This is a genomic window from Pseudomonas sp. B16120 (genome assembly GCF_044218845.1).
Classification (GTDB): Bacteria; Pseudomonadota; Gammaproteobacteria; order Pseudomonadales; family Pseudomonadaceae; genus Aquipseudomonas; species Aquipseudomonas paracarnis.
The window spans coordinates 1,388,012-1,399,396 of the sequence record NZ_CP162588.1; the positions used below are offsets into that span (position 1 = coordinate 1,388,012).

Genomic DNA, 11,385 nt, shown 5'->3' on the forward strand with positions numbered 1-11,385 from the left:
CCTGCGACATATATCGCTGCGCATTTCGCGCTCACCCCCAGCCCTGCGGGGTTTTGGCCAGTTGGCACAGTCCCTGCTCTATCCCTTGGCAAGCGCAGACAGCGCGCTCCTCCAAGGCCCTTTACCTAAAGGAAAGGCAGATGATCAACTGGCATATCGTGTGTGACTTCGACGGGACCATTACTCCCACGGATGTCATCGACAACGTCCTCCAACGCTTCGCCGGCCCCGAGTGGGAAACCATTGAGCAGGAATGGCTGGATGGGCATATCGGTTCACGCGAATGCCTGAGCCGCCAACTAGCGCTGATCAAGGCCACCCCAGCTGAACTGCTGGCGTACTTTGACAGCGTCGAGATCGACCCGGACTTCCCGGATTTTGTCGATCACGTCATGGGCCTGGGTGCTTCCATCGAAGTGGTCAGCGATGGCATCGAGCAGGGCATTGCCCGCATCCTTTCGCGCAACTACGTGACCTTGTTGCCGATCCTCGCCAACCGCCTGCGCCAGGTCGACCAGGACAGCTGGCGCATCGACTTCCCGTATGCCAGCGATGCCTGTCGCGCCGCTGCCGGCAACTGCAAGTGCAAATCCACGCCGCGCAACAAGCGCGTGCTGGTGATCGGCGACGGCAAGTCCGACATGTGCGTGGCCTCCACCGCCGACTTCGTGTTCGCCAAGGGCAGCCTCGCCGACTACTGCGTCGCCCACCAGATTCTTCATGCGCGCTTCGACAGCTTTGCGCAAGTGCCGGCGTTGCTGGCCAAGCTGCCACAAGGCCTCGCCGCCAACGCCACCACCTTCAACACCTCTTCTGACAATCAGGAACTCTTCCATCATGTCTGATATCCGTATCGCTACCGCTGAAGACCAGGTGCTTCTGGATAAAGAAGCCAAGTATTGCTCCTACGGCGACACCGTTCACTACATCGAGCCGCCGCGTATTTTCAGCCGCTGCGAAGGCTCCTATGTGTGGGACACCGAAGACCAGGCCTACCTCGATCTGCAGATGTGGTACTCGGCCGTCAACTTCGGCTATGCCAACCCGCGCCTGAACAACGCGCTGAAAAAGCAGATCGACACCCTGCCGCAAATCGCCAGCCAGTACCTGCACAAAGGCAAGATCGAGCTGTCGGAAATGATCGCGGTCGATGCCAAGAACAAGTTCGGCCTCGACGGCCGTGTGCACTTCAACGTCGGCGGTTCGCAGTCCATCGAAGATTCCCTGAAGGTGGTGCGCAACGCCAGCAACGGCAAAAGCTTGATGTTCGCCTTCGAAGGCGGCTACCACGGGCGCACCCTCGGCGCCTCGTCGATCACCTCTAGCTTCCGCTATCGTCGTCGCTACGGCCACTTTGGCGAACGCGCCAATTTCATCCCATTCCCTTACCACTTCCGTGGCCCGAAGGGCATGACCAAGGAAGAGTACGGCAGCCATTGCGTGCAGCAGTTCGCCCGCTTGTTCGAGACCGAATACAACGGCGTGTGGGACCCTAAGACCAACCAGTGCGAATACGCAGCTTTCTATGTCGAGCCGATCCAGGGCACCGGCGGCTACGTGATCCCGCCGATGAATTTCTACCGCGAGCTCAAGCACGTCCTGGACCAGCACGGCATCCTGATGGTGTCCGACGAAATCCAGATGGGCTTCTATCGCACCGGCAAACTCTGGTCGATCGAGCACTTCGATGTACAGCCGGACGTGATCGTGTTCGGCAAGGCGTTGACCAATGGTCTCAACCCATTGGGCGGTATCTGGGCCCGTGAAGAGTTGATCAACCCGAAGGTGTTCCCGCCAGGTTCGACTCACTCCACCTTCGCCTCCAACCCGTTGGGCACCGCGGTGGGCCTGGAAATGTTCAAGATGACCAGCGAAGTCGACTACGGCGCCATGGTCATGGCCAAGGGCAAATACTTCCTGGAAGGCCTGCAAGACTTGCAAAAACGCTTCCCCATCATCGGCGATGTGGACGGCCTGGGCCTGGCGCTGCGCTGCGAAATCTGCGGCCCGGATGGCTTCACCCCGGACAAGGCGACCCTGGACTACATGGTCGAAGAAGGCATGAAAGGCGACATGCTGGTAGACGGCCAGAAGCTCGGGTTGATCCTCGATGTGGGTGGTTACTACAAAAACGTGATCACCCTGGCGCCGTCCCTGGAAATCAGCTACCCGGAAATCGACCTGGGCCTGAAGTTGCTCGAGCAACTGCTGGTGCGAGCGACCACGCGGTGAATGCTCAAGGGATCGACCTCGGTGAAGGCACTGCCGGTTTCGTTCTCGGTGATGGTCCGGTCGGGATCCTGTTGATCCACGGCCTGACCGGCACACCGACCGAGTTGCGCCAGGTCGCCAAGGGCCTGGCCAAGGCGGGCAACTGCACGGTGTATGTGCCCACGCTGGCCGGGCACTGCGGCGACAACAGCGACTTGCAGGCCACCGGCTGGCAGGACTGGTACGAAGGCGTGCGCAAGACCTTCGTACAGGTCAAGCAACGCCACGGGCAGGTGTTTGTCGGTGGCTTGTCCATGGGCGCGGTGATGTCGATGTATGTGGCGTCCGAACACCCAGGGCAAGTCGCCGGGTTGCTGATGTATTCCACCACCTTGAAGTACGACGGCTGGAGCATCAACAAACTGGCGTTTCTCACGCCCTTGCTGATGAAGATTCCGTTCGGCGTGCACATTTGCAGCTTCGAAGAGAAGCCGCCCTATGGCATTAAGAACGAGCGCCTGCGGGCCATCGTCGAGCGGCAGATGAAGGAAGGCGAGAGCAGTGAGGCGGGGTTGCTGACCATGGAAGGCATCACCGTGCGCGAGCTGCACCGCATGAACGCGGTGGTCAAGAAACGCATGCCCCAGATCAAGGTGCCGGCGCTGGTGCTGCATTCCATCGAGGACGACATCACCAGCCGCTGGAACGCCGATTACGTGGAGCGCCACCTCGGCGGGCCGGTGACCAAGATCCTGCTGGACAACTGCTACCACATGATCACGGTCGATTTGCAGTACCGCCGGGTGATCGAGTTGAGTGCCAGGTTTGTCGAGCAGCACGCAGTCTTCAAGCCAACGCAGGCACCTGTGGGAGCTGGCTTGCCGGCGATGGCATCACTGCAATCTGCCTGATACACCGCGGCGCCTGCATCGCAGCGATGCGGCGACCCGACAAGCCAGCTCCCACATTGGATCGGCGTTCGCCATTGAAATAAGGGCAATCTGTGATAACCACCCAAGCCTTCCCGACCATCCGGGCTATCCAGCGCGATGCCTGGAACGACTGTTTTCCCGGTGCCCTGGAGGATTGGGACTATTACCTGGCCGTGGAAAACGCCGCGATCGATGACTTTCAGTGGCGTTACCTGGCGGTCTTCGAGGATCAAACGCTGGTGGCCGTGGCTGCCGCGTTCATCACCCATTATCGCCTCGACACTACGCTGTCGGGGGCCGGCAAACGCTTGACCGAGCGCCTGGAGCGGCTGTGGCCGGGCGTTTTGCAACTGGCGTTGTACGCCATCGGTTCGCCGGTGGCTGAGCGCTGTGATGCCGGTGTCGCCAGCCATGTGGCCGAATCCCGGCGCCCGTTGCTGTTGCAGCAGTTACTGGCGGCTGCGCGCAGCGATGCCAACGCGCTCGGTATCGGCTTGCTAGCGGTCAAGGATGCGCCCACCAACGACCCGCATTGGGCCCAGAGCTGCCTTGCCGCAGGCTTTCAAAGCATGCCCAGTTTGCCCACGGGGGTGTTGCCCCTGCCTTATGGCTCGGTGGATGCCTACCTGGGGTCGCTGGGCAAATCCACGCGCAAGGACCTGCGCCGCAAACTGCGCGCACCAGGGCCGCGGGTCGAGTGGCGGCGCAATATCGATGACGTGCTGCCCGAGGTCATGCGCCTGTACGAGGCCACGCTCGCGCGCGCAGACTTGCAGTTCGAGCGCCTGCCCGCCGGTTACTTCACGGGGGTGCTCGAACACCTGCACGAGCGGGCGGTCTGTGTTCTGTACTGGGTGGACGAGCGCCTGGTGGCGTTCAACCTGATCCTGCTGGATGAGCATCGGCTGGTGGACAAGTTCTTTGGCCATGACCTTGCGTTCAGCCGCGAGTACAACCTGTACTTCCGTAGCTGGTTGACCAATGTCGACTACTGTATTGAACACCGTATTGCGCTGTACGAGTGCGGCCAGGCCGGGTATGCCAGTAAACTGCGCCTGGGGTGCGAGTTCGAGGGCAACAGCCTGTTCTTCCGCCACCGTAACTGGCTGGTCAACGGCCTGCTCAAGCTTGTAAAACTGTTTATTCGACCGGATCGTTCCGACCCTGCCATGGCTGCTGCGATAAGCGAAACCTGATGATTACCAAGACCCGCCAGAAAGCCCGCCCCTTTGCCATTTCGCGTTGGAGCGTCCAGCGCAAGCTGGTGCTGGCGTTCTGGCTGGTCAGCGTGATTCCTACGATGATCGCGGCTGAGCTGGCTGCCACCACGCTGTCGCAGATTTTCGACAGCAACGTGCGTATCTGGCTGCAAGAGTCGACCAAGATCGTCAAGGACGAAATCGGCGACATCCTTCACGACAACGCGCGCATGGCCAAGCTGTTCCTGCGCTATACCAGCCCGCCGTCGTCCAAAAATGCCGAAAAGCATGACCGGCTCACCGCCGACATTGCCGATGCCACCGATATCGACGTGGTCGCACTGATTCGCACCAGCGACCGCAAAGTAATGTTCAGCACGGCCGCCGATGACATCGTCAGGCAGATCAACCTCACCAGCAACGCGGTGCTGCAAACCGTGCAAGTCGCCGGCGTGAGCACGGGCCTGGTGGTGTCCACCTTCGAAACCAGCCGTGACGGCGTTGATTACCTGTTGCTGGTCGCCACTTACCTGGACAGCAGTTTCCTCACCAGCGTGGCCGATGTGCATTCCCTCGACCTGCGTCTGTATTTGGCCAACCCTGCCGGGTTTTCCGAAATATTTTCCACCCAGCGCTTCGCCAATCATCCCTCGCGCATCCCCAAGAATGTCGAGGCCTACCTGCGCAGCACCAAGCAGCCCAGCGAGCAGTTCACTAACCAGTACAGCGGTTTGTATTGGCCGATTTTCAATGACGCCGGTGAGTTGCAAGGCGTGATCTTCAGCGGCCTGCTACGCCATACCAGCCTGGTGGGGTTGGTGAACCAGAGCAACCTGTTCGTGCTGATCTTCCTGGTCAGCTCGGCGCTGTCATTGGCGGCTGGGTTGTTGGTGTCGCGGCGCCTGACCAAGCCTCTGCGCGATTTGTCCCAGGGCGTGGATGCGGTGATCTCGGGCAGTTATGCACACCGTGTGGTGGTCAGTGGCGGTGACGAACTGGCGCAATTGAGCAGCACCTTCAACCACATGACCGAACGCCTGGGCGAGTTGCATCATCTGGAAGCCCAACTGCGCCGGCGTGACCGCTTGCATGCCCTGGGTGAAGTCGCCATGGGCCTGGCTCACGAAATTCGCAACCCATTGGGCATCATCAAGACCGCCACCCAACTGTTGCATCGGCGCGCTGACCTGGCGGAAACCGACAAGCGTCACCTGGAATATGTCATCAGCGAAGTCAGCCGCATCAACGAGCTGATTACCGAGTTCCTCGATTTCGCCAAGCCCAACCCGCCGATACGCGTGCAGCAACCGGCACGCGCCCTGGTGGAAGAAATCCTCGGTTTCTGCGGCCCGGAGCTGAGCAGCCATCGCATTGACGCGCAGATCGACGACCAGGCGCCTGGCGCAACGATCTACGCCGATGCCAAGCAGCTCAAGCAGGCCTGTCTCAACCTGATTCTCAACGCCATCGACGCGATGCCCGACGGCGGGCGCCTGACCCTGGGCATTCGCAGCGTGGGCGACAACACCGTGATCAGCATCGCCGATACCGGCGAGGGCATCCCTGCGGACATGGTGGAGCGTATCTTCACGCCATTCGTCACCACCAAGGCCTCGGGCACAGGCCTGGGCCTGGCCAAAGTCTATTCGATCATGGAAAGTCACGACGGCAGCATCGAATGCGCCAGTGAGAAAGATGCCGGCGCGACCTTCAGCCTGTACATTCCGGCTGACGGTGAAGACGACGGTGAAGATGAGGAAGGGCATGACGCATAACGTATTGGTGGTCGACGACGAGCCCAAGCTCTGTGATCTGCTGACCCAGGCCTTGAGCCAGAACGGCATCCAGGTGTTCAGCGCGGGCAATGGCCTGCATGCGCTCAAGGTGCTGGGGGAGGAGGACATCGACCTGGTCATCAGCGACTGGCGCATGCCGGGCATGGACGGGCCGGCGTTGCTGGCCGAAATCAAGGTGCGTTATCCGACCTTGCCGGTGATCGTGATGACGGCCTACAGCACGGTGAAAAACGCCGTGCAGTCGATGCGTAACGGTGCCTATGACTACATTGCCAAGCCGTTCGACATCGACGAGCTGGACATCACCGTGGCCAAGGCCCTGCAGTTTCGCGACATCATGCGCGACAACGCGCGCATGCGCGCCGAGCTGGACGAGCATGCGCAGTTCGACAGCCTGGTGGGCGATAGCCCGGCGTTTCGCCAAGTGCTCCAGGCGGTCGATTCGGTGCGCGACAGCAACGCTACTATCCTGCTGACCGGCGAAAGCGGCACTGGCAAGGAAATGGTCGCCCGCGCCATCCACAAGCATGGCAGCCGTGCCGACCAACCCTTCGTGGCGGTCAATTGCGCGGCCATCCCTGAAGGCTTGCTGGAAAGCGAGATGTTTGGCCATCGCAAAGGCGCGTTCACCGGCGCCGTGGCTGACCGGGTAGGGCGCTTCATGCAGGCCGACAAGGGCACGCTGTTTCTGGATGAGGTGGGTGATATGCCCTTGGCGTTGCAGGCCAAGATTCTGCGCGCCTTGCAGGAGCGGGTTATCGAACCTGTGGGCGACCCCCGCGAGCGCAAGGTGGATGTACGGGTAATTGCCGCCACCAACAAGAACCTGCTGGATGCGGTGGCAGCCAAGGAGTTTCGCGAAGACTTGTATTACCGCCTGAATGTCTTCCCGATTCCGTTGCCGTCGTTGCGCGAACGTGTGGAAGACATTGCGCCCCTGGCGCGCCACTTCGCCCACACCCTGAGCGCCACCACGGGCAAGCGCATCACCGGTTTCAGCCCCGAGGCCTTGCAGGCCATGGCGGCGTATCACTGGCCGGGCAATATCCGCGAGCTGCAAAACTGCGTGGAGCGCGCGACCATCGTGGCGGCTTCATCGGTGATCGAAGATATTGATTTGCCGGGGTATCTGTTTGCTTCCAAACCAAGCGAGGGCGATGTGACCGCGATCCTCAGCGACGGCCCAGGCGTGCCGCGGGACCTGGATGCGGCGCTGGCCGAAGTGGAGAAAGCCTACATTCTTGCGGCGTTGCAGGAGAGCAATGGGGTCCAGGCTGCCGCGGCACAACGGATCGGCATTTCCGAGCGCAGCTTCTGGTATCGCCTGAAGAAGCTGGGGATTCAGGTAGACAAGATCGTGCGCTGATCTGAGTGTGGGAGCTGGCTTGCCTGCGATGATCGCTCCCACGCTTCGCGTGGGAGTGCCGCTGGTGACGCTCTGCGTCACGCGCGTGGACGCGGAGCGTCGTTGGCTGCATTCCCACGCGGGAGCGTGGGAACGATCTGCCGCGTTGTGTCAGGTGTGCAGGCGTACCCACACGCTGACCAACACCGTCGCGGCCATCAACCAGGCCACGGCGGCGACTGCCAGCGATGCCTCCAACCGCAGCCGATCGACCATTACATACAGCGTCGCCAAATACACAAAGTAAGGAATGATCGACCACATCCCGAACAAGATGGTGGTCTTCAAATCCGCAACTGTTCGGCCTTTGCCGACGATGTAATGGGCGATCAGCGCAAAAGTGGGAAACAGCGGCACCAAGCCCGCGATGTAATAGTTTCTGGTCTTGGCCAGCGCCGCCAGGATCAGCACCACTGCGGCGCCAAGTGCAGCCTTCAAGAACAGATCCATCAGTGACTCAACCCGTATTTCTTGACCTTGTCGAACAGGGTGGTCTTGGCCATCCCCAGTTCCTGGCTGGCCTGGGTCAGGTTGCCGCCGCTGCGTTGCAGGGCATCGTTGAGCAGGTTGCGCTCAAAGGCTTCCACCGCCTCGGTAAAGGCAACCCCTTGGTTGCCGCTGCCGGCGCCGCTTTTCTTGAAGGCGGGCAAGCCCAGGGCGAAGCGTTCGGCGACGTTGCGCAGCTCACGTACGTTGCCCGGCCAGTCGTGGCTCATCAGGCTGGACAGGGTCTGGTTGTCCAGCTCCGGCACGGCGCGGTCGAAGCGTAGCGACGATTGCTGCAGGAAGTGTTCGAACAGTTGCAGGATGTCTTCGCGCCGCTCGCGCAAAGGCGGCAGTTCCAGGGTGACGACATTGAGGCGGTAGTACAGGTCGCTGCGGAACTGGCTGGCGCGGCTCAACTCGTCGAGGTCGGACTTGGTGGCAGCGATTACCCGACAATCCACTGCCACGCTCTGGTTCGAACCCAGGCGTTCCAACGTACGTTCTTGCAGCACCCGCAGCAATTTGATCTGCAGGTTGATCGGCATGCTCTCTACTTCATCGAGGAACAGCGTGCCTTGATGGGCATGCTCGATCTTGCCGATGCGACGTTTACCGGCGCCGGTGAAGGCGTTGGCCTCGTGGCCGAAAATCTCGCTTTCGAAGAGGTTCTCCGGCAGGCCACCGCAGTTGAGCGCAACGAACTGGTGGGTATGGCGTCGACTGAAATCATGCAGGCAGCGCGCGACCAGTTCCTTGCCGGTGCCGGTTTCGCCTTCGATCAACACGTTGGCCGAGGTGTCGGCGACGTTGGCGATCAGTTCACGCAGGTTTTGCATCGCCGGCGAGCGGCCGATGATGCGGCCTTCCAGCGAGTCGCGCTCGGCCAGTTGCCGGCGTAACGACCAGACTTCCCGCGCCAGGCCGCGCTGTTCCAGGGCGCGGCGTGCCACGTCCACCAGGCGTTCGGGCGAGAAGGGTTTCTCCATGAAGTCGTAGGCGCCGTTACGCATGGCGCCCACCGCCATGGAGATATCGCCATGCCCAGTGATCAACACCACCGGCAGGCTTTTATCCATGGCCTTGAGGCGGGTCAGCAGTTCCAGGCCATCGATGCCCGGCAGGCGGATATCGCTGATGACGATGCCAGCGAAGTTCTCGCCGATGCGCTTGAGCGCTTCTTCGGCGCTGCCCACGCCGACGCTGGTGATGTCTTCGAGCGCCAGTGCTTGCTGGCAACCGAGCAGTACGTGGGGGTCGTCTTCGACGATCAGGACGGTAAGGTCTTGGGCTTGTGTATTCATGTCGACTCAGCTCGTTGAGCGCCCACCAATGGCAGGTTAAGGACAAAGGCGGTACCACCATTGGCCGGATGTTCCACGGCAAGGCTACCGCCGGTAGCGGCCGCGAGGCTTGCGGAAAGGGTCAGGCCCAGGCCCAGGCCTTGTTCGCCGGGCTTGGTGGTAAAAAAGGGTTCGAACAAATGCTTGCGCGCCTCGGGGTCGATGCCGTGGCCATTATCACGCACCAACAGGCGGTATTTGCCGTCGCCGCTCTGGCCTTCCAGCCATAGCTGCGGCGCTGCTTGGGCCTGCATCGCATCGAGGGCGTTGCCGATCAGGTTGAGCAGGATCTGCTCCAGGCGGGTCTGGTCGATCTGCAATTGGGCGTTGGCAAAGTCACGGTGCACGGTCAACGGCAGGCTGTCCAGGCGCGCGCCGAGCACCTGGAACGCGGCGTCCACGGCCTTGCCGAGGCTGGCTTCGCCCTGGTCGTCGCCGCGCCGAGCAAAGGAGCGCAGGCTGGCGGTGATGCGGCCCATGCGGTCGATCAGTTCGTTGATGGTCTTGAGGTTGGTGCTGGCGGTGTCCAGGGCGCCGCGCTCAAGGAAGCGTACGGTGTTGCCCGACAGCGTGCGCAAGGCCGCCAGCGGCTGGTTCAGTTCGTGGGCGATGCTGGTGGACATCTGGCCGATGGCCGCGAGTTTGCCGGCCTGTACCAGTTCGTCCTGGGCGCGGCGCAAGGTTTCTTCGGCCTGGCGTCGTTCGCGAATCTGGCCCTTGAGCCGTTCGTTGCTGGCGCGCAGGTCGGCGGTGCGTTCGGCAATCCGACGCTCAAGCTGGCTGTTGGCTTCCTGCAAGGCTTCCCGTGCGGCGAGGCGGGTGGCGATGACCTTGCGTCGCTCGTTCCAGGCAATCAGCAGGAAGGCGACCAGGCCGAAGGCGACGGCCACCAGGATGCCCTGGTTGATCGCGGCGCGGCGCAGGTCGTTGAGCGGGGTGAGCAGGGTGAAGTTCCACGGCGTGTCGTTCAGCGGGCGGGTCTGCGCCAGGTAGCTGACCGCGTGCTGGTCGTTGACCACTTCGGTGTTGGCCGGGAAGGTCAGTTTCTCGGTGCCTTCGTTCAGGCGCTCACGGGCCAGGGGTTGCAGTTCATTGAGCGTCGCCCAGTAATATTGCAGGCTGTGGGCCAGGCGGTCCTTGGTGTCATCGCTCAGCGGGCGTACGGCCTTGAGGCGACGCGCCGGGTCGCTGGAAAGAATAATGATGCCGTTCTCATCGCTCACGAAAGCTTCGAGGCGCGCACGTTGCCAGCGCTCTTCAAGGGCTTCGAGGCGTACCTTGACCACGGCGACGCCGATGATCTTGCCGTGCTCTTCCAGGCCATGGGCCAGGTAATAGCCGGGTTCGCCGTTGGTGCTGCCGATGCCGTAGAAACGACCGGGCTGGCCGCGTACGGCGTTCTGGAAATAGGCGCGAAAGGACAGGTCCTCACCTTGGTAACTGTCGGCATCGCGCCAGTTACTGGTGGCCAGCACGCGGCCGGTGGTGTCCATCACATAGATGGCGCGGCTGCGACTGCGGCGGTTCAGGCCTTCGAGGTAGTCGTTGACCGTCTTGCGGGTTTCCTGGTTCGGGTCGGCGAGCAGTTGGGAAACACTGGACTCCAGTTCCAGCAGGCTGGGCAGGTAGGTGTACTTGCTCAGTTCGCTTTCGACGGTGCGGGCGTGCAGCTCCAACTGGCGTTCGCCGTTGTCGCTGAGGGTGCGGATGCCGTAGTAGTCACTGACCCAGAAGCCGATATAACCCAGGCCGACCATCAGGGCGATGATCAACGGCGGCAGGAACAGTTGGCGTATCAGACGAGGCTTCACGGCAAGTGATGGCGGCGCGGCGCGATATTGATTGGGGTCGCATTTCATCACAGATGCCTTGGGTCAGCTACTTCTCGCCAGTGTAAGAGCGGGCTTGTGTGGGAGTCGGGCTTGCCCGCGATGCAGGCGCCTCGGTGTAACAGTTGCACCGAGGCGATGCCATCGCAGGCAAGCCAGCTCCCACACAAGCCCGGCTCCTACAGGA

At 61.6% G+C, this 11,385-nt stretch carries 9 protein-coding genes; 6 read left to right on the plus strand and 3 right to left on the minus strand.

All coding sequences use genetic code 11. The annotated features are described in order from the left end of the window. Positions 1 to 140 precede the first annotated feature (140 nt). From AB4P90_RS06575 to AB4P90_RS06600, 6 genes are all read left to right on the plus strand, one after another. Positions 141 to 845 carry an MtnX-like HAD-IB family phosphatase gene (locus tag AB4P90_RS06575; RefSeq protein WP_395605760.1) on the plus strand — a complete coding sequence of 235 codons (705 nt, stop codon included), beginning with the start codon at positions 141 to 143 and terminating at the stop codon, positions 843 to 845. Further along, positions 838 to 2,232, plus strand: coding sequence for an aspartate aminotransferase family protein (locus AB4P90_RS06580; RefSeq protein ID WP_003188936.1), 1,395 nt, complete (start codon positions 838 to 840; stop codon positions 2,230 to 2,232). Before AB4P90_RS06575 ends, AB4P90_RS06580 begins: the two co-directional genes overlap by 8 nt. Further along, complete coding sequence (locus AB4P90_RS06585; RefSeq protein WP_058410457.1) at positions 2,229 to 3,122, plus strand: carboxylesterase; 894 nt, start codon at positions 2,229 to 2,231, stop codon at positions 3,120 to 3,122. The genes AB4P90_RS06580 and AB4P90_RS06585 overlap by 4 nt, the downstream gene beginning before the upstream one ends. A 92-nt stretch (positions 3,123 to 3,214) precedes the next feature. Continuing rightward, on the plus strand, positions 3,215 to 4,339 hold the full coding sequence (locus AB4P90_RS06590) for a GNAT family N-acetyltransferase (RefSeq protein ID WP_020301176.1): 1,125 nt from the start codon (positions 3,215 to 3,217) through the stop codon (positions 4,337 to 4,339). Continuing rightward, positions 4,339 to 6,117, plus strand: coding sequence for a HAMP domain-containing sensor histidine kinase (locus AB4P90_RS06595; protein WP_032903293.1), 1,779 nt, complete (start codon positions 4,339 to 4,341; stop codon positions 6,115 to 6,117). The genes AB4P90_RS06590 and AB4P90_RS06595 overlap by 1 nt, the downstream gene beginning before the upstream one ends. After that, on the plus strand, positions 6,107 to 7,504 hold the full coding sequence (locus AB4P90_RS06600) for a sigma-54 dependent transcriptional regulator (RefSeq protein ID WP_014717128.1): 1,398 nt from the start codon (positions 6,107 to 6,109) through the stop codon (positions 7,502 to 7,504). Before AB4P90_RS06595 ends, AB4P90_RS06600 begins: the two co-directional genes overlap by 11 nt. A gap of 150 nt (positions 7,505 to 7,654) precedes the next feature. Here the strand turns inward: AB4P90_RS06600 and AB4P90_RS06605 are convergent, their stop codons facing one another. From AB4P90_RS06605 to AB4P90_RS06615, 3 genes are read right to left on the minus strand one after another with little or no spacing between them, the layout of a single operon-like run. Then, positions 7,655 to 7,993 (minus strand): GlpM family protein, encoded by a 339-nt coding sequence (locus tag AB4P90_RS06605; protein WP_014717129.1) that lies wholly within the window; start codon positions 7,991 to 7,993, stop codon positions 7,655 to 7,657. Continuing rightward, a complete protein-coding gene (locus tag AB4P90_RS06610; RefSeq protein ID WP_230957543.1) occupies positions 7,993 to 9,273 on the minus strand; it encodes a sigma-54 dependent transcriptional regulator in 1,281 nt (426 codons plus the stop codon). Before AB4P90_RS06610 ends, AB4P90_RS06605 begins: the two co-directional genes overlap by 1 nt. Positions 9,274 to 9,326: 53 nt before the next feature. Next, a complete protein-coding gene (locus AB4P90_RS06615; protein WP_395605761.1) occupies positions 9,327 to 11,228 on the minus strand; it encodes an ATP-binding protein in 1,902 nt (633 codons plus the stop codon). Positions 11,229 to 11,385: the final 157 nt, after the last annotated feature.

What these genes read in the sequence shown, in the direction of transcription:
- AB4P90_RS06575 (WP_395605760.1), top strand. Translation starts at nt 141, where the DNA reads ATGATCAACTGGCATATCGTGTGTGACTTCGACGGGACCATTACTCCC.
- AB4P90_RS06580 (WP_003188936.1), top strand. Translation starts at nt 838, where the DNA reads ATGTCTGATATCCGTATCGCTACCGCTGAAGACCAGGTGCTTCTGGAT.
- AB4P90_RS06595 (WP_032903293.1), top strand. Translation starts at nt 4,339, where the DNA reads ATGATTACCAAGACCCGCCAGAAAGCCCGCCCCTTTGCCATTTCGCGT.
- AB4P90_RS06600 (WP_014717128.1), top strand. Translation starts at nt 6,107, where the DNA reads ATGACGCATAACGTATTGGTGGTCGACGACGAGCCCAAGCTCTGTGAT.
- AB4P90_RS06605 (WP_014717129.1), bottom strand. Translation starts at nt 7,993, where the DNA reads ATGGATCTGTTCTTGAAGGCTGCACTTGGCGCCGCAGTGGTGCTGATC.
- AB4P90_RS06615 (WP_395605761.1), bottom strand. Translation starts at nt 11,228, where the DNA reads ATGAAATGCGACCCCAATCAATATCGCGCCGCGCCGCCATCACTTGCC.